This window comes from Actinophytocola sp. (assembly GCF_036402745.1).
GTDB lineage: Bacteria > Actinomycetota > Actinomycetes > Mycobacteriales > Pseudonocardiaceae > Actinophytocola.
The window spans coordinates 1-16,917 of sequence record NZ_DASWSJ010000396.1 but is presented as its reverse complement, the minus strand read 5'-3'; the positions used below and the strand labels follow the sequence as shown (position 1 = coordinate 16,917).

General features: G+C 71.0%; 17 protein-coding genes. 5 read left to right on the top strand and 12 right to left on the bottom strand.

All coding sequences use genetic code 11. The features are described 5' to 3' along the window. Window positions 1-5 precede the first annotated feature (5 nt). On the bottom strand, window positions 6-917 hold the full coding sequence (locus VGD70_RS35040) for a TetR/AcrR family transcriptional regulator (protein ID WP_331089137.1): 912 nt from the start codon (window positions 915-917) through the stop codon (window positions 6-8). A 56-nt stretch (window positions 918-973) separates the two neighbouring features. On the opposite strand from VGD70_RS35040, the gene VGD70_RS35035 reads away from it, so the two are divergent. Both VGD70_RS35035 and VGD70_RS35030 read left to right on the top strand, forming a co-directional pair. Continuing rightward, window positions 974-3,238 (top strand): excinuclease ABC subunit UvrA, encoded by a 2,265-nt coding sequence (locus tag VGD70_RS35035; RefSeq protein ID WP_331089135.1) that lies wholly within the window; start codon window positions 974-976, stop codon window positions 3,236-3,238. Continuing rightward, window positions 3,238-4,041, top strand: a complete 804-nt coding sequence (locus tag VGD70_RS35030; protein WP_331089203.1) for a siderophore-interacting protein — start codon at window positions 3,238-3,240, stop codon at window positions 4,039-4,041. The genes VGD70_RS35035 and VGD70_RS35030 overlap by 1 nt, the downstream gene beginning before the upstream one ends. Before the next feature lie 16 nt (window positions 4,042-4,057). Here VGD70_RS35030 and VGD70_RS35025 read toward each other — a convergent pair whose 3' ends face one another. From VGD70_RS35025 to VGD70_RS35010, 4 genes are all read right to left on the bottom strand, one after another. Next, the gene (locus VGD70_RS35025) at window positions 4,058-4,255 is read right to left on the bottom strand and encodes a hypothetical protein (RefSeq protein WP_331089133.1); all 198 of its coding nucleotides are present in this window, start codon (window positions 4,253-4,255) and stop codon (window positions 4,058-4,060) included. A 227-nt stretch (window positions 4,256-4,482) separates the two neighbouring features. Further along, complete coding sequence (locus tag VGD70_RS35020) at window positions 4,483-5,484, bottom strand: LacI family DNA-binding transcriptional regulator (protein WP_331089131.1); 1,002 nt, start codon at window positions 5,482-5,484, stop codon at window positions 4,483-4,485. 35 nt (window positions 5,485-5,519) lie between these two features. Then, window positions 5,520-6,107: a DUF305 domain-containing protein gene (locus VGD70_RS35015; protein ID WP_331089129.1), complete on the bottom strand. Its 588-nt coding sequence runs from the start codon at window positions 6,105-6,107 to the stop codon at window positions 5,520-5,522. Beyond that, complete coding sequence (locus VGD70_RS35010; protein WP_331089127.1) at window positions 6,104-6,958, bottom strand: DUF1996 domain-containing protein; 855 nt, start codon at window positions 6,956-6,958, stop codon at window positions 6,104-6,106. The genes VGD70_RS35015 and VGD70_RS35010 overlap by 4 nt, the downstream gene beginning before the upstream one ends. A 308-nt stretch (window positions 6,959-7,266) precedes the next feature. Here VGD70_RS35010 and VGD70_RS35005 point away from each other — a divergent pair, with 308 nt between their 5' ends. Next, a complete protein-coding gene (locus VGD70_RS35005) occupies window positions 7,267-8,991 on the top strand; it encodes a discoidin domain-containing protein (RefSeq protein WP_331089125.1) in 1,725 nt (574 codons plus the stop codon). Between the two features lie 74 nt (window positions 8,992-9,065). Here the strand turns inward: VGD70_RS35005 and VGD70_RS35000 are convergent, their stop codons facing one another. The 6 genes from VGD70_RS35000 to VGD70_RS34975 all read right to left on the bottom strand — a co-directional run bounded on the left by VGD70_RS35000 (window position 9,066) and on the right by VGD70_RS34975 (window position 13,949). Next, a complete protein-coding gene (locus tag VGD70_RS35000) occupies window positions 9,066-9,584 on the bottom strand; it encodes a hypothetical protein (protein WP_331089123.1) in 519 nt (172 codons plus the stop codon). Window positions 9,585-9,649: 65 nt separating this feature from the next. After that, window positions 9,650-10,027: a response regulator transcription factor gene (locus VGD70_RS34995; RefSeq protein ID WP_331089120.1), complete on the bottom strand. Its 378-nt coding sequence runs from the start codon at window positions 10,025-10,027 to the stop codon at window positions 9,650-9,652. After that, window positions 10,024-11,466, bottom strand: a complete 1,443-nt coding sequence (locus VGD70_RS34990; RefSeq protein WP_331089118.1) for a PAS domain S-box protein — start codon at window positions 11,464-11,466, stop codon at window positions 10,024-10,026. Before VGD70_RS34990 ends, VGD70_RS34995 begins: the two co-directional genes overlap by 4 nt. Before the next feature lie 31 nt (window positions 11,467-11,497). Further along, window positions 11,498-11,890 (bottom strand): ATP-binding protein, encoded by a 393-nt coding sequence (locus VGD70_RS34985; protein ID WP_331089116.1) that lies wholly within the window; start codon window positions 11,888-11,890, stop codon window positions 11,498-11,500. Between the two features lie 70 nt (window positions 11,891-11,960). Next, window positions 11,961-12,608, bottom strand: a complete 648-nt coding sequence (locus tag VGD70_RS34980; RefSeq protein ID WP_331089114.1) for a response regulator transcription factor — start codon at window positions 12,606-12,608, stop codon at window positions 11,961-11,963. 276 nt (window positions 12,609-12,884) lie between these two features. Next, the gene (locus tag VGD70_RS34975) at window positions 12,885-13,949 is read right to left on the bottom strand and encodes a cobalamin-independent methionine synthase II family protein (RefSeq protein WP_331089113.1); all 1,065 of its coding nucleotides are present in this window, start codon (window positions 13,947-13,949) and stop codon (window positions 12,885-12,887) included. 240 nt (window positions 13,950-14,189) lie between these two features. Between VGD70_RS34975 and VGD70_RS34970 the strand changes: the two genes are divergently transcribed. Beyond that, window positions 14,190-14,432 (top strand): hypothetical protein, encoded by a 243-nt coding sequence (locus VGD70_RS34970; protein WP_331089111.1) that lies wholly within the window; start codon window positions 14,190-14,192, stop codon window positions 14,430-14,432. A 57-nt stretch (window positions 14,433-14,489) separates the two neighbouring features. On the opposite strand, the gene VGD70_RS34965 is transcribed toward VGD70_RS34970, so the two are convergent. Then, window positions 14,490-15,317: an SAM-dependent methyltransferase gene (locus tag VGD70_RS34965; protein WP_331089109.1), complete on the bottom strand. Its 828-nt coding sequence runs from the start codon at window positions 15,315-15,317 to the stop codon at window positions 14,490-14,492. A 167-nt stretch (window positions 15,318-15,484) separates the two neighbouring features. On the opposite strand from VGD70_RS34965, the gene VGD70_RS34960 reads away from it, so the two are divergent. After that, the coding region (locus VGD70_RS34960) for a hypothetical protein (RefSeq protein WP_331089107.1) at window positions 15,485-16,917 on the top strand (1,433 nt) is incomplete at its 3' end.

The following is a 16,917-nucleotide window of genomic DNA, read 5'->3' as shown; positions in this document are numbered from 1 at the left end:
GCCGCTCATGCATCCTGTGGACGTGCGCGCGGGATCGGCCGAGGAGTTCGAGGAGCACCGCGGGCGGCTGTTCGGGCCGCACCTCGCGATCCACCTGCCGGCGATCCTGCTGGTGGTGGCCCACCGGTCACGGGCTCCTGCCGGGACATCGCCGCCTCGACGCCGTCCAGGATGACGCCCAGGCCCACCTCGAAGGTCTCCTGGGCCTGTTGCTCCAGGTACGGCTTGGACTCGTCGTAGGTGAACGTGTCCTCCGCGCCGAGGCGGGTGATCGTCGGGTAGCGGTCGGCGAAGTCCGGGGCCACCTCGGTCAGCAGGGCGGACCGGGTCATCCACCAGTCCTCATTGGACACTCCGGTGTCGGTGACCGCCTGGGTGGCCTCGGCCACGGTGGCGGCCGCGCCGCGGACGAAGTGGAACAGGGTGCCCACCACGCGGGTGAGCGTCCGCGCCGGCAGGCCGGTCTCATACAGCAGCCGGGTGACCGTCTCGACCACGGCGTACTCGTGCGGCCCGAGCACCGGCCGTACCTGCGAGACCTGCAGCACCCACGGATGCCGCTGGTAGAACCGCCACAGGTCACCCGCCCATGCCACCACCGCCGGCCGCCACCGGTCGTCGAGCGGGTAGTCGTGGGACAGCGACGCGTGCGCCCGGTCGTACATCAGGTCGACCAGCTCGCTCTTGCTCGGCACGTAGGTGTACAGCGCCATCCCGGTCCGGCCGAGCCGCTGGCCGACCGCGCGCATCGACAGCGCCGCCATGCCCTCCTCGTCCGCGACGGCGACGGCCGCGTCGACGATCTCGTCCACGGTCAGCGCCTGGCGCGGCCCCGGCCGCTGCTCGTCCGGTGACTCGGCGCGCCACAGCAGCGCGAGCGAGCGGCGGGCGTCGCCCTGCGCGGCGAAGACAACCACCTTGGCAACTCCTTACGGCGTAAAGTACGCTCACTTTACACCGTAAGGAGACATCATTGGGTAATCATGCGGCCGACAGCCACGACGTCATCGAGGTACGCGGCGCCAGGGAGAACAACCTGGCCGACCTCTCGCTCGACATCCCCAAGCGCAGGCTGACAGTGTTCACCGGCGTGTCCGGCTCCGGGAAGTCCTCCCTCGTCTTCGGCACGATCGCCGCCGAGTCGCAGCGGCTGATCAACGAGACCTACACCGCGTTCCTCCAGTCGTTCATGCCGAGCATCGGCCGGCCGGACGTCGACGCGCTGCGCAACCTCTCCGCCGCGATCGTCGTCGACCAGGAGCGCATGGGGGCCAACGCCCGGTCCACCGTCGGCACCGCGACCGACGCGTACACGATGCTGCGGATCGTCTTCAGCCGGCTCGGCGAGCCGCACGTCGGCACGTCCGGCGCGTTCAGCTTCAACCTGGCCGAGGGCATGTGCCCGAGGTGTGAGGGCCTGGGCCGGGTGTCCGATGTGGACATCGACCAGCTCGTGGACCGCAACCTGTCGCTCAACGAGGGCGCCATCACCGTCCCCAACTTCACCGTCGGCTCGTGGTACTGGAAGTCGATGGCCGAGTCCGGCTTCTACGACCCGGACACGAAGCTGCGCGACTTCACCCCGCGGCAGTGGGAGGACTTCCTCCACAAGCCGGCCACCAAGGTCAAGCTCGCCGAGATGAACACGACCTACGAGGGGCTCGTGGTCAAGGTGCGCCGGCTGTTCCTGGTGAAGGAGCGCGACTCGATGCAGCCGCACGTCCGCGCGTTCGTCGACCGTGCGGCGAAGTTCAGCACCTGCCCGGACTGTGGCGGCACCCGGCTCAACGAGGCCGCGCTGTCGTCGAGGATCGCCGGGCGCAACATCGCCGAGTGCACGGCCATGCAGATCAGCGACCTCTCCGGGTTCCTCGGCAAGATCACCGAGGAGTCGGTGGCGCCACTGGTCACCACGCTGAGCGAGACGCTCGACTCGCTGGCCGGCATCGGGCTCGGCTACCTGAGCCTCGACCGCGAGTCGTCCACATTGTCCGGTGGCGAGGCGCAGCGGGTGAAGATGGTGCGCCACCTCGGGTCCAGCCTCACCGACGTGACCTACGTGTTCGACGAGCCGACCGTCGGACTGCACCCGCACGACATCCAGCGAATGAACGACCTGCTGCGACAGTTGCGGGACAAGGGGAACACGGTGCTCGTGGTCGAGCACAAGCCGGAGACCATCGAGATCGCCGACCACGTCGTCGACCTCGGGCCCGGCGCCGGGTCGGCCGGGGGACACGTGTGCTTCACCGGCGACGTGCCCGGGCTCCGCGCGTCGGGCACGCTCACCGGGCGGCACCTGGACCACCGTGCCCAGCTGCGTGTGTCGGTGCGCCGGCCCACCGGCCAGCTGTCGATCACCGGCGCCACGCTGCACAACCTGCGGGACGTCAGCGTCGACCTCCCGCTCGGCGTGCTCACCGTGGTCACCGGCGTCGCCGGCTCGGGCAAGAGCTCGCTGATCCACGGCTCACTGTCCAAGCGGGACGGTGTGGTGGTGGTCGACCAGTCCGCGATCCGTGGCTCGCGCCGCAGCAACCCGGCGACGTACTCCGGCCTGCTCGACCCGATCCGCACGGCGTTCGCCAAGGCCAACGGGGTGAAGGCGGCGCTGTTCAGCGCGAACTCCGAGGGCGCGTGCCCGAAGTGCAAGGGGCTCGGGCTCGTCTACACCGACCTCGCGATGATGGCCGGCGTCGCGTCCGTGTGCGAGGAGTGCGAGGGTAAGCGGTTCACCGCCGAGGTGCTGGGCTACCGGTTGCGCGGCAAGAACATCAGCGAGGTGCTGGGCATGCCGGTCACCGAGGCGCGGGAGTTCTTCACCTCGGGCGCGGCCCGGGTGATCCTCGACCGGCTCGCCGACGTCGGGCTCGGGTACCTCGGCCTGGGCCAACCGCTGACGACCCTGTCCGGCGGCGAGCGGCAGCGGCTGAAGCTGGCGATCAACATGGCGGAGAAGTCGGCTGTCTATGTGTTGGACGAGCCGACCTCGGGCCTGCACCTGGCCGACGTGGACCAGCTGCTGGCGCTGCTCGACCGCCTGATAGACACGGGGAACACGGTGATCGTGATCGAGCACCACCAGGCGGTGATGGCGCACGCCGACTGGCTGATCGACCTGGGCCCCGGCGCGGGCCACGACGGCGGGCGGATCGTGTTCACCGGCACGCCGTCGGACCTGGTCGCGCGTGGCGAGACGCTGACGGCGCGGCACCTGCGGTCGTACGTGGGGGCGTGATGGAGCTCGTCGGGTTGCTTCCGGTCACGCGGGTCGTGTCGCTGACGCCGCGGATGAAGCGGGTGAGCTTCCGGGCACCCGACGGGTTCGTCGGGTGGCCGGACCAGCAGCTGAAGCTGTGCTTTCCGCGGGCGAGCCAGGAGATGCCGCTGCTGCCGGCGTCGTCGGGGGATGACATGCGCTGGTACCAGGAGTTCCTGGCGATCCCGGAGGACACGCGGCCATGGATGCGGGGCTTCACGGTCCGCGCCTTCTCGCCGTCGCGGGCCGAGCTGGACATCGACTTCGTGCTGCACGGTGACTCGGGCCCGGCGACCCGGTGGGCGCTGACGGCCGCGCCGGGTCAGGTGCTGGGCCGCTACGGCCCGTCGGAGATCTATCGTCGCCCCCTCGCCGCGGGTGACTGGTACCTGTTCGCGGGCGACGAGACGGCCCTGCCGGCGATCGGCACGTTGCTGGAGTCGCTGCCGTCCGCGCGGACCGTCGGCTTCGTCGAGGTTCACGATGCCGGGGAGGAGCAGCCGCTGCCCGCCGTGCGTTGGCTACACCGTTCGCGTGGCGAGTCGTTGCTGGCCGCCGTGCGCGCGGCGACGTTCCCGCCGGGCTCGGTGTCGGTGTGGCTGGCGGGGGAGGCCGGCGTGGTCCGCGCGCTGCGCCGTCATCTGGTGGCCGACCGGGGGATCCCCAAGAACCGCATCGACTTCGCCGGCTACTGGCGCCGACGCCTCACCCAGGACGACGCCCCGACCGCGGAGGACCTGGCCGAGGCCCAGGAACGCGTGGCGCAGGCGGCCGGGGGCTGAACCCGTGACCGCCTGCTCAGCCGGCTATGTGGACCGGTCCGATGGTCAGGTCGAGCTCGAGCAGCAGCAAGGTGAGCACGGCCAGCGCGGCGATGACGGCCAGGAGGACGATCAACCGGCAGGTGCGGCGCCAGTCGGACAGAATCTTGTCGGCGAGAGGGATCCACGAGGGTCGCGGCTGGGCCGGCTCGTCGGGCGGGTGCTCTACGGTCATGGCGGTTCCCAGGTAAGAGTTGTCCCCCGCGCACTACGATAGCGAACGTGCATCTGCACGTGCATCTGCACCTTCGGGTGAATCGGGATGGCTCTGCGTGACCGGGGTTCGCCGGTGCGGATCGCGCTCGCCGTGCCCGATGATCTCGTGCTTGGAGGCGGCCGTTTCCGGTGGCAGAACGCCGGGCGGAAGTCGCCGGAGGCCTCGCCTTGGCCGGCTCGCGAAGGTCAGGCCGACTCGCGGTGCACCATGGTCGGGTCGAAGATCGCGGTGCTCGTCGGCGTCTCCGGGTTGTCGATCTGGCGCAGCAGCAGGCGCGCCATCTCCGCGGCCATGTCCTCCACCGGCTGGCGCACCGTCGTCAGCGGGGGCTCGCACGCCAGGGCCGCCGAGCTGTCGTCGAAGCCCACCACGGCCACGTCCTCCGGCACCCGGCGCCCATGGGCCCGCAGCACCGCCAGCGCACCCTGCGCCATCAGGTCCGACGCCGCGAACACGCCGTCGAGACCGGGATGGCGGGACAGCAGCGCCGACATCCCCGCCGTCCCGCTCTCGCGGGTGAAGTCGCCCTCCACCCAGACCAGCTCGGGGTCGGCCATCGTCTCGCGGAAACCCGTGAGCCTGTCCTGGCCGGCGGAGGTGTGCTGCGGGCCGGCGATCGTCGCGACGCGGGTGCGGCCCAGGGCCAGCAGGTGGCGGGCGGCCAGCGCGGCACCCTCGGCCTGGTCGACATCGACATACGTGATCGGCAGCGGCTGGGTGGGCCGCGAGGACAGCACCACCGGGAACCGGGCCTCGACGAGCAAGCGGGGCAACGGGTCCAGCGGATCCGTATGAATGAGGATCACGCCGTCCAGCCGGCCGCGCTGCAGGTCCGACACGACCTGCGAGCGCGTGTTCTCCCGGGTGGTCATCAGGACGAGGTGCACCCCGCTCGGCCCGATCACCGTCATCACGCCGCGCACGACCCGGCCGAAGAACGGGTCGCCCAGCATCCGGTCCTCTTCGGGCAGCACGAGCGCGATCGCGTCGGCCCGGCGGGTCACGAGGGACCGGGCGGCCAGGTTCGGCAGGTAGCCGGTGTCGGCGATCGCCCGCTGGACCGCCTCGCGGATGGTCTCGTCGACGCTCGGCACGCCGTTGACCACTCGGGACGCCGTCGCCCGGGACACGCCGGCGACCCTGGCCACCTCCTCCAGCGTGACGCGGCGCGGCGAGGAGGAGGGCACGGCTTCTTTATACCCGGGGCCGGGTTCGACGATGGTCAGCTCAGGCCGTTCAGCTCGGCCAGCGACGCGGCCCGCGCGGCGGACATCCGCTGCGCCAGATCCTTCGTCGCCGGGTGGGTCACCTGGTTCGCCGCCGAGTCGGCCACCGTCGCGGACTCCGACAGGTGCGCCAGGATCAGCTCGACCAGCGTCGCGTCGAAGTCGGTGGCCTTGCCCAGCGCGGTCAGCGCGGTCAGCTCCGACTCCGTCGGCATCCCGGGCATGTCGTGCCCCTCGTGCTGGTTCACATACGTCACCGCCGCCGCGTCCAGCAGGCCGTGCAGTTCTGCGAGCTCCGCGCGCCGGGCCGCGGCGAGCGCCGAGGCGTAGGAACGCAACGCGGGGGCGCTCGCCCGCGCCGCGCCGAGGTCGAGCAGCTTCACCGCCTGGTCGTCGCACGCGATGGACAGCTCGGCGAACGCCCGCTCGGTGACGCCGAAGCCGCCCGGTGCCACCGCCGGCAGCGGCTCGGCGGTCGGCGCGGGCGGGGCGTAGGTCGGGGCGCCGCCGGAAGGGGCCTGCTGGCCACAGGCGCCGATGCCCGTGGCCAGCAGGATGATCAGCACGATGCGGAGCAGCGTCACAGAGGACGCCCGTCGTGGCCGCACTTGATCACCGGCCGGATGCAGTCGCGCACCCGCCGCTCCATCTCGGGGGCCGGCCACACGTTGAAGAAGTCGCCGTGCATCGTGCGCCCGTCACCGGAGGCCAGCCGCAGCTGCGACGGGTCGCCGTTCACCGGGTAGCGCAGCACCATGCGCAGCTTCGGGACCTGCACCGGGTGCGAGGACGGGCAGTTCCCGGCCACCGGGTAGGCCATGTGGCTCTTGTGGTCCGCCGAGTCCAGGCTCGTGCCGTTCCAGCACTGCGGGAAGTCCAAATAGGTCTCCAGCTGCGTGCCGGCCGGGCAGGTCACGAAGTTCTTCGACGGGTTCACCTGCCCGGCGTGCAGGCACGACCACCGGGCGATGCTGTCCACGTCGCCGGTCGCCTTCGCGTTGCCGGCGACGATCTTGAGCCCGACCGGGGTCGGCTGCGTCGCGGCCGGGTTGTTCACGCCCTCACCGAGGTAGTAGAACGTGATGCCGCTCGGCACGATCGGCGTGTTGACGCGGAACATCGTCGGCACCCAGTACGACGAGATGTCCACGGCGGGGTCGCAGTTGCCGGTGGCGCCGGCCAGCTGCGCGTAGTCGGAGTTGGCGTCGGTGGCGTGGTTGCCGAAGAAGTCGTGCGAGTGCGAGGCCCCCGGCAGGCGGGGGAACACGATCGGATCGTCCGGAAGCCGGTGGCTCAGCTGGCAGTCAGCCGGGAACTCGGCGACCCGGATCACGGCGTCCGCGTGCTGCCGGCCCGTGAGGCCGACACCGGCGAGTGCCCCGGCGACGAGCGTCAGCACCAGCCCGAACTTGGTGAAGGCGCGCCATCTAGTCATTTTCTTCCCCATTGAAGACAAACTCCCTCGAGGTCCTAGATTTGCAGGGTCACGAGAGAGCGCTCTCACAACAGAGCATGACGTGGCTCACACGCACGGTCAACGATTTTGTTCTGCACAGGAACAAATAGCGTCCGTTCGGCCTAGCGGGCAGTGCCATAAGGCGGCTGAAACCGGACACTCTTGACACCAGGTAGCTCGGGCGGCACTCTCTGTCCGGAGAGAGCGCTCTCACGCGTCCCCTGCCTCTCTTCCTTCTTTCCTGTCGCGCTGACGGCATCTGTCCCGTCGCGTGCAAAGGAGCACGCATGAAATCGTTCTCGTCCTGGCGGCCCCGCCGCTGGTTCTTGTCCATGGGGGTGGTCGCCGCCCTCGCGATCACCCTGGTCCAGGCGCCCGGCCAAGCGGCGGCGGCCGGCGTCCTGCTCTCCCAGAACCGACCGGTCACCGTGTCCTCGTCGGAGTCGGCCGCCTTCCCGGGCACCGCCGCGGTCGACGGCAATCTGGGCACCCGGTGGTCGAGCCAGTTCACCGACCCGCAGTGGATCCAGGTGGACCTCGGCGCCGGCGCCGCCATCCAGGAGGTGCGGCTGAACTGGGAGGCCGCCTACGCGCGGGCGTTCACCGTGCAGGTCTCCAGCGACGCCACCGCATGGTCCACTGTGTACACAACGAGCGCCGGCACGGGTGGCGACCAGACGCTCGCCGTCACCGGCACCGGCCGGTACGTGCGGCTGCAGCTCACCGCGCGGGCCACCCAGTACGGCTACTCGCTGTGGGAGTTCCAGGTCTACGGCAACGGCAGCACCGGGCCCGGCCCGGACGGCCTGCTGTCGTACGGAAAGCCGGCCACCGCGTCGACCTATCAGAACGACGGCGCCTGCGGCGGGTGCACGCCGGCCAAGGTGACGGACTACGACCCGGCCACCCGGTGGGCCACCAGCGCCACCAACGGCTGGGTGGACCCGGGCTGGATCACGATCGACCTGGGTGCCACCGCGACGGTCAGCAAGGTCGTGCTGCAGTGGGACCCGGCCTACGCGGTGTCCTACCAGATCCAGGTCTCGGACGACAACGCCAACTGGCGGACGATCTACACCACCACCGCCGGCCGCGGCTTCAAGGAGACGCTGACCGTGTCGGGCACCGGCCGGTACGTGCGGATGTACGGCACCCAGCGGTCCAACGGCTACGGCTACTCGCTGTGGGAGTTCCAGGTGTACGGCACCGGTGGCGCGCCCACGCCGCCTCCGCCGCCCCCACCCGCGCCGAACTTCACCCGGCTCGCGTGGAGCGACGAGTTCAACGGTGCCAACGGGTCCACTCCCGACCCTGCCAAGTGGACACCCGAGGTCGGGCCGGGCGTGAACAACGAGCTGCAGTACTACACGAACAACAACAACGCGCGGATGGACGGCGCCGGCAACCTGGTGATCCAGGCGCGGCGCGAGGTCACGCCGGGCTCGGCGTGCCCGCCGGACCCGAACAGCGGTGGCGCGACGACGTGCCAGTACACGTCGGGCCGGATCAACACGCACGGGAAGTTCGACACGACCTACGGCCGGGTCGAGGCACGCATCAAGGTCTCGACGACGCAGGGGTTGTGGCCCGCGTTCTGGATGCTGGGCTCGAACTTCTTCGCCGGCACGCCGTGGCCGTACTCCGGTGAGATCGACATCCTCGAGCACATCGGCCGCGAGCCGAACCTGGTGCACTCGACGTTGCACGCGCCGGCCTACTTCGGCGGCGGCGGGTACGGGGCACCGTTCGACTTCGGCTCGGCCGCGGGTGGGGCGTTCCACGTGTTCGCCGTGGAGTGGGACTCGGCGCACATGACGTTCTTCGTGGACAGCAACCCGTTCTTCACCGTGGACCGGGCGGCGTTGGAGTCGACTCGCGGGCCGTGGGTGTTCGATCACCCGTTCTTCATCATCCTCAACAACGCCATTGGTGGGGACTGGCCCGGGCCTCCTGGTGGGGGGACCGTGCTGCCGCAGAACATGGTGATCGACTACGTTCGGGTCTACCGGTAGTTCTTCTTGTCGGGGCGGGCCTGCCTTCGGGCGGGCCCGCCCGTCGCCGCTCGCGTCGCCGGCGCCCGGCTTTCCTATGTGGATAGACGGAGGATTGCCCTGCCGTTCGCCGCTGCCGCCACCTCGATGGTCACCTTGTTCACCGTGATCTTCGCTCCTGGGTGGCCTGTCGCGTAGACCGTCGGGGGGGTGGTGCCCACGAACGACGTCTGGCAACGGTCGTCGCCCGTGCAGTCCATCGAGAAGCTTGTTCCCGCGATCGTCATCGTCGTTGCCACCGCGTCGCCCGTGATGGACTGGATCGTTATCGCCGCCAGGCCCAGGGCCGGGTTCACCGGGATCGTTCCAGGGCCGGTCAGCTGGACCTCGCAGGTGCCGTCCGTGCACGCCGCCACGGTCGTGCCGTCCGCGGCCGTCGTGGGGGTTGGCGTGGTCGTCGTCGTGGTTGTCGTTGTGGTCGTCGTCGTGGACACCCGGGTCGTTCGCTCGGACGGGGTGGTGGTGGTCTCTGGGGCTTCCGCGCCCGTCCTCGTCGTGCAGGCGGTCAGCGCCAGGAGCGCGGCAAGGAGCGTCGCCGCGGCTTGTCGGGTCATGGGGCTAGGAGATCACAGCGGGTCTGGGCGCGCTGGGGTTGGCCGGAAGTGGCCAGTGGGCAGAGCTACCGGGTGCCGACCCGGCGCACGGCCGCGACGATCTCCGTGTTCGGTGCGCCCTTCAGCAGGTACTCGACGATCCCCGCCCTGGTCATCTCGGCCACCGTGCCCGAGTCGTCGTAGGCCGAGAACGCCAGGATCCTCGTGTGCGGCGACCGCACCCGGATCTCGCGGGCGGCGCGCGGGCCGCCGCCGCCGGGCATGCGGACGTCGAGCACGGCCACGGCGGGGGAGTGCTGCTCGGCGAGCGCGATGGCCTCGTCGGCGTCCCCGGCCACGGCCACGACCGCGATGTCGGGCTCGGCCTCCAGGACGTCGCGCAGTGCGTCGCGGATCATGGGGTCGTCGTCGGAGATGAGCACCCGCAGCTGTTCCGGGGTCATAGGTCGGGCCCCGGGCCGGGTTCGGTGGCCGGCAGCCAGAAATCCACCGTGGTGCCCCGGCCCGGCACGCCGCTGATGGTCCACCAGCCGCCCGCCGTATCGGCCCGCTCGCGCATCTCGATCAGGCCGAAGTGCTCGAGCGGCGCATCGACCCCGGTGTACCCGGTGCCGTCGTCGATCACCCGGACGCGGATCCCGCCGTCCTCGCTGGCCATGTCGATGGTGACGGCCGTCGCCCGGGCGTGCTTGCGCACGTTGACGAGTGCCTCCTGGCAGATGCGGAAGATCGTGATCGCGGTCTCGCTGGGCGGCTCGGTGGCGAGCTCCGCGCGCAGGGTCGGCGTGAGGCCCCAGGCCACGACCACGTCGCCGAGGTAGTCGGTCAGCGCGTTGACCAGGCCGTGCCGGTCGATCGCGGTCGGGCGCAGCTGGAACACCAGGCTGCGCAGCCTGCTGATGGTCCCGCGCACCGCCTCGTCGAGCCGCATCAGGGTCGCCGCCTGGTCCTCGGGCAGCCGGCCGGCCAGGAGCTGGAGCCGCATGCCGACCGCGACCATCGACTGGATGGAGTCGTCGTGCACGTCCCAGGCGATCCGCCGGCGCTCCTTCTCCTGCGCCTGCACGAGATGGCCCAGCAGCCGGCGCCGCTCGTCGAGCTGCTGCTCGGCCCTGCGCCGCTCGGTGAGGTCGCGGGTGACCTTGCCGAAGCCGCGTAGCCGGCCGGTGTCGTCGTGGAGGGCGGTGATGACCACGTTGGCCCAGAAGGGGGTGCCGTCCTTGCGCAGGCGCCAGCCCTCGTCCTCGAGGCGGCCCTCGGCGATGGCGGTCTCGAGCTCGCGGGCGGGTTTGTCGGCGGCGATGTCGGCTTCGGGGTAGAAGACGGAGAAGTGCTGGCCGATGATCTCCTCGGCGCGGTAGCCCTTGATGCGTTCGGCGCCGGCGTTCCAGCTGAGGATGTGCCCGGTGGGGTCGAGCATGAAGATCGCGTAGTCCACCACGTTCTGGACCAGCAGGCGGAACCGCTCCTCGCTGTCCCACAGCGCTCGCGCGGCGGTCCGGGCCCCGGTCATGTCCCGGGCGACCTCGCTGAACCCGCGTAGCTCGCCGGTGTCGTCGCGGAGGGCGGTGATCACGACGTTGGCCCAGAAGGGGGTGCCGTCCTTGCGCAGGCGCCAGCCCTCGTCCTCGTACCACCCTTTGGCGACGGCGGTCTCGAGCTCGCGGGCGGGTTTGCCGGCGGCGATGTCGGCTTCGGGGTAGAAGACGGAGAAGTGCCGGCCGACGATCTCCTCGGCGCGGTAGCCCTTGATGCGTTCGGCGCCGGCGTTCCAGCTGAGGACGTGCCCGGTGGGGTCGAGCATGAAGATCGCATTGTCCAGCACCCCTTGGACGAGCAACTGGAAGTCGGCCTCCCGGGACGGCGGGTCGGTGTCGGACATGGCACAACTGTGCCCGACGCGGCCGGGCGGCCTATGCCATGGTCGGGCCAGGAGCCGCGGGAAGCTCACACCACACGACCTTCCCGCGGCCCCGCCTCGACACACCCCACGCCGTGGACAGGCGCTCTACCAGACGCATACCCAGGCCACCGGGACCGGATCGCACGACGGTCGGCGGCTGGGGACTGTCATCGGACACCTCGACGCGGATCCCCGTGGACACCTCGACCAGGCGCACCACCGGCTGCCCGTGTGCGTGCAGCAGCACGTTGCTCACCAGCTCGGACACCACCTGCGCGGCGTCCTGCCAACCGTGCAGACCCCAGCCGGTCAGCGTGTCACGGGTGAACTCGCGTGCCAGTGCGGCACTGCGATGGTTCTCCGGGAGGCGAAGCTCGGTGGGTGTCATGGCCTGTGCGTCCACGCCTGCACTCTGCGGTACGGAGGCACCGAGGGCGAGACGCAGCGACCCCATCGCGCCTAGTGCAAACGCATCAGTCGACGAGCCCCTCGCGGCGGGCGATGGCGACCGCCTCGAGCTTGGACCGCGCGCCGAGCTTGTCGAGGATCCGCTGCACGTGGTTGCGCACGGTGTTGCGGGTGACGCCGAGCCGCTCGCCGATCTCCTCGGTGCTCGCCCCGTGTGCCAGCAGCACCAACGTCTCCTGCTCGCGGGCGGTGAGCGGGGTGCCCGCGCCGCGGACCCGGCCGGTGAGCCGGTCGAGCACGCCGGCGAGCAGGCCCGGCCCGAACGCCACCTCGCCGGCCGCGACCTGGCGGACCGCGGTCTCCAGCTCGTCCAGCCGGGAGGACTTGAGGACCAGGCCCGCGCCGCCGGCCTCGGCGACCCGGGTGGCGACCGACGCGCTGGCCTCACCGGTGAGCACGAGCACCCGGGCGCCGGTGGTGGACAGCTCGCCGATGGCGCCGATCGCGTCGCCGTCGGGGAGCCTGCGGTCGAGCACGACGACGTCCGGCTTGTGCCGCTGGGTCTCGGCGAGCGCCTCGGCGATGGACCGCGCCCGCGCGACGACCGTGATGCCGTCGGCGCGTTCGAGAGCCTGTCCGATGGCCTCCGCGACCATGTCGTGGTCCTCGACGAGCAGTACCCGGCTCGGTGGCGTCGTCGGCGACGAAGGCATACGGCTCGAGTCCCTGGACGACGGCGAATGACTGAACCGATGGTACCGCCGCCGCGTCAGCCGGACGTGACCAACGGCACGGCGGGCCGGGAACGGAATCGGGGGGTTCCCCGTTGTACTGGATGGTCGCTGCCTGGAGCCAGGAAGTAGCTGGGGTTTTCCGGCGGTGTGACTCCCCCCAGAAGCACCGTCGACGTATCCCGGCTTGCTTGCGCCGGCGACCTAGAACCGCCGGCCGGACGGTTCCCCCCAACCTCCGGCCGGCGGTCCCATTGTCTAGACCCCCAACCGTTCCGCGGCCAGCCGCGTGCCCTCGACCCGGGCCGCCACCTTCGCGAACGCCGTGTCGCGCGAGGTCGACACGTCGTCGGCGAACGGGGAGAAGCCGCAGTCGTCACACGTGCCGAGCCGGTCCACCGGGACGTACTCGGCCGCCTCCAGCACCCTGTCGCGCACCACCTCCGGCGTCTCCACCTCGGGGTCGATCGGGTCGATGACCCCGACGAAGATCCTTTGGTCCGCCCGGGAATGCTCGCGCACGATGTCCAGCACCCGCGCCCGGTCCGGCTCGCTCGCCAGCTGCAGGTAGACGTTCCCGACGTTGAGCCGGAACAGGTCCGGCAGCAGCTCCGCGTAGTCGATGTCGAGGCTGTGCACCGAGTCCTGGTCGCCGCCAGGGCAGGTGTGCACGCCCAGCCGGGCCCGCTCGTCGGCGGAGAACCGGTCCAGCACGGTGTTGTTGAGCTCGACGAAGCTGCGGAGCAGCCCCTTCGACGGGTCGAGCTTCACCGAAAGGCGGCCCTCGGTGAAGTCCAGCTGCACCGACGCCGCGCTGGCCGACAGGCACCGCCGAATGTCCTCTTCGGACTGATCGGCGAGGTCGGCGAGGAACTGGTCACGCGGGTAGCCGTCGATGCCGTCGGCCGGGTACAGCAGGCTCAGCGCGGACGGCGCGATCACCGCCTGCTTCACCGGCCTGCTCGCGTGGGTCAGCGCCCGGATGAGGTAGCGGTCGGCGAACGTGCCGTACATGAACGGCCCGCCGGTCAGCCGGGGCAGCTGGCGGGTGTGCCCGTCGGCGAAGGGGATCACCGCCCCGTCCGGCGCGAGCTTGTCGAAGCCCGACAGGGGATAGGTCGCGAAGCTCGGCTTGGCCTGCTCGCCGTCGGTGATGACCGGCGAGCCGGTCTCCTCGAAGCGGTGGACGGTCTCCGCGGTGGCGCGCTCGGCGAGCGCGTCCAGCCCGGCCTGGTCGAGCCGGCCGGCCGCGAGGTCGGCCAGCCCGTCCAGCAGGTACTTCGGTCGTGGCATGCTGCCGATCGGCTCGGTCGCGATGGGCATGTCCTCGATCCTCCCGGTAGTTGGAGAGTGCCCGTCGAACGTATCGACAGTGGGAACCGACCGTCGAGGAAGATCGCCCGCATGGCCGTGTCCCTGCTACCGTTTGCGCCGTGACTGCCGGGTCGGCCCTCCGAGGCCACGAGCGAACGAGGTTCCCGGCCGGGCCGTGATGGCCCGGCGGGCCAGGGGTCCGCCCCTCCTGCGTGTTTCCCCTACAGGGACACGGAAGGAGGTGATCACATGTCCCACGTCTCTGCCGCTGTCTGGCAGGAGTTCCTCGCCCAGCACGGGGACGGCCGCGCCTTCGACGCGGTCGTCACCAAGGTGCTGCCGTTCGGCGCGCTCGTCGACACCGCGCCGGGGGTGCCGGGGCTGCTGCTGCGCGGCGCCTGGGTGACCGAGCCCGTGCACGGCTCGACCATCGCGGTCCGCATCGCGACCGCTGATGTCGAACTGCGCCGGGTGCGCGTCGTGCCGGCCTGACGAACGGGGTGCGGGGGCAGGTTGAGGCTGCCCCCGCACGCCGCGGAGCCTATGCCCTCACGGCTTGCGCGCGACCCCGCCGATGAGCACCTCGTCCTCGGCGGTGCGGGCGCTGAGCAGCGGGCCGTCCGGCCACCAGTCGTTGAGCCGGGCGATGCCGGGCTCGACCATCTCCAGGCCGCCGAAGAACGACTCGATCTCGCCGTGGCTGCGGAAGTAGCCCGAGCCCATCGGACCGTTGGCGAAGATGTCCTCGACGAAGCGGGCGAGCTTGCTGGCCTCGCTGCCGTCCTGCGGGTCGTAGAAGTGCGTGAGCGCGAGGTAGGAGCCCGACGGCAGCCGCTCGATGTAGCGCTGCATGATCTCCCGCGGCTTCTCGGCGTCCGACACGTGGTGGATCGTGCTGCACTGGATCAGCGCGATCGGCCGGTCGAGGTCGACATACCGGGTGACCGTGGGGTCGTCGAAGACCTCGTCGGGCTTGGTGAGGTCGGCCATCACCAGGTGGGTGCGGTCGTTCTCCTCGAGCAGCGCCCGGCCGTGCGCCGCGACCACGGGGTCGTTGTCGACGTAGACCACCCGGACCTCCGGGTTCATCCGCTGCGCGGCCTGGTGGGTGTTCTCCGCGGTGGGCAGCCCGGCGCCGCAGTCGATGAACTGGTCGATCCCCGCCTCGCCCGCGAGGAAGCGGGTCACCCGGACCAACCAGTTACGGTGGTCGCGCGCGAGCTGCTTCATCTGCGGCGCGACGTCGTCGACCTGCTGGAACACCTGGCGGTCGACCTCGTAGTTGTCCTTGCCGCCGAGGAAGCAGTCATACACGCGCGCGACGCTTGGCTTGCTGGTGTCGATCACTGCCGGAGCCTGCTGTGCGTCCCGAGTCACTGGCCGAACGTTACCCGAGCCCCCGCGCCACGGTCACTCCGCCGTCCAGTGCGTATCCCTTCGCACACACGCGGTCACCTCGATCTCGAGCCCGAAACGATCGATCTGCGTGTCCGCATGGGCCGACCCTAAGGTCGAGGCGAAACCCTGCACTGGAGGAGGACGACGTGGTCCACCACTTCGATCGGCGCACCATGCTCATGGCGACCGGCCTGGCCGGGCTCACCGGGCTCGCCGCACCCGGCCTGGCGAGCGCGGGTGCCGCGCCCGGCGCCAACCCGCTCGACCTTGAGTTCCACATCCGGCACAAGTACCGGCCGTTCGACCTGATCGCGCCCCGGTTCGTCCAGTACGACACCGCCGTCGGGCGGGTGCGGTCCACGCTCGTCGAGACCGGCGTGCGGCCGCGGGCGCCCTACGGGTCGGTGCTGGTCGAGGTCCGCTCGCTGACCGGGGCCGTCGTGGCCGGGCTCGTCGGCGCGGGCCGGTCGGTGCTCGGCAGCTACGACGCGGCGAGCGGCCGGGTCGCGATCGAGGTCGACGGCACGGTCGTGCGGTCGGCGCCCGCGGCGCTGACCGCGCCGTTCGGGTTCGCCGTCGTGGTCAACGAGAACGCGGTGACCGTGCTCGCCGACCCCACCGGGACGGGCACCGGCTGGCAGCCCCTGCTGACCGAGCGGAACGGCGTGCGCGCGCTGATCGACCTGCGTGACCCGCAGGTGCTCGGCCGGCTGAGCTACGGCTACGGCGGTCGCGGCGACGCGCTGCTCGGCCGCGTCCGCGCCGGGTACTTCGGCCAGGCCGGCGTGCGTGACCCGCACGTCGTCCAGCACGCCGACGGCCGGCCCTTCATCCGCGACGGCAAGCTCTACCTCACGCTCACCAACGCCGGGCTGGGCTTCTTCCAGCAGGCGCACTGGGCGGTGTGGACGCTGGACCTCGCCGACCCGACCCGGCTGGAGCAGGTCGCCACCTTGTTCTTCGCGCGCGACGGAGTGGTGCTGGGTGACCACGCCGGCCAGATCGTCCACGACCGCGGCCGGTTCATCCTGGCCATGAGCTCCTGGGGTGACTTCGACTTCGCCGGCGTGCACGTGCGCCACGTCGCGACGACCGCGAACGTGCTGTCCGGCGTGCACGTCCTGGCCACCGGGCAACTGCCCCTGCCCACCGACGTGAGCTCGTGGGACCCGGCGCTCACCCGGATCGGCGGCCGGTGGCACGTGGCGTTCGTGGAGAGCCCGGCCCAGCAGCCGGCCTTCGTGTTCCACCCCGCGCTGGCCGCGGGCCCGCGCGGCGCCGACTACGCCGAGGGCCTGGCCCTGCTCGGCGCGGACACGTCGGTGGACCAGACCGAGGGCACGATCGTCCAGCGCTTCGGGTCGACGTGGTACGTGCTGGCCAGCGACGGGGACGCGCGCGAGTACAAGGTCTACGACCTGCGCATGCGGTTGCTGGGCACGCTGAACGCGCCGTACGGCACCAACATCCCGCACCCGATGGTCGTCCCGGTGCGCGACGGCTGGTGGCTGCTCACCTTCGACGGCACCCAGTACGCCGAGCCGGTGCTCGGCTACGGCGGCCACGGCGACTTCGTCGT

Bases quoted from the DNA above. Each gene is read 5' to 3' on its own strand.
- VGD70_RS34995 (WP_331089120.1), bottom strand. From the start codon at position 10,027: ATGACCCCGGAACAGCTGCGGGTGCTCATCTCCGACGACGACCCCATG.
- VGD70_RS35005 (WP_331089125.1), top strand. From the start codon at position 7,267: ATGAAATCGTTCTCGTCCTGGCGGCCCCGCCGCTGGTTCTTGTCCATG.
- VGD70_RS35010 (WP_331089127.1), bottom strand. From the start codon at position 6,958: ATGACTAGATGGCGCGCCTTCACCAAGTTCGGGCTGGTGCTGACGCTC.
- VGD70_RS34975 (WP_331089113.1), bottom strand. From the start codon at position 13,949: ATGCCCATCGCGACCGAGCCGATCGGCAGCATGCCACGACCGAAGTAC.
- VGD70_RS34980 (WP_331089114.1), bottom strand. From the start codon at position 12,608: ATGCCTTCGTCGCCGACGACGCCACCGAGCCGGGTACTGCTCGTCGAG.
- VGD70_RS34970 (WP_331089111.1), top strand. From the start codon at position 14,190: ATGTCCCACGTCTCTGCCGCTGTCTGGCAGGAGTTCCTCGCCCAGCAC.
- VGD70_RS34990 (WP_331089118.1), bottom strand. From the start codon at position 11,466: ATGTCCGACACCGACCCGCCGTCCCGGGAGGCCGACTTCCAGTTGCTC.
- VGD70_RS35000 (WP_331089123.1), bottom strand. From the start codon at position 9,584: ATGACCCGACAAGCCGCGGCGACGCTCCTTGCCGCGCTCCTGGCGCTG.
- VGD70_RS35025 (WP_331089133.1), bottom strand. From the start codon at position 4,255: ATGACCGTAGAGCACCCGCCCGACGAGCCGGCCCAGCCGCGACCCTCG.
- VGD70_RS35030 (WP_331089203.1), top strand. From the start codon at position 3,238: ATGGAGCTCGTCGGGTTGCTTCCGGTCACGCGGGTCGTGTCGCTGACG.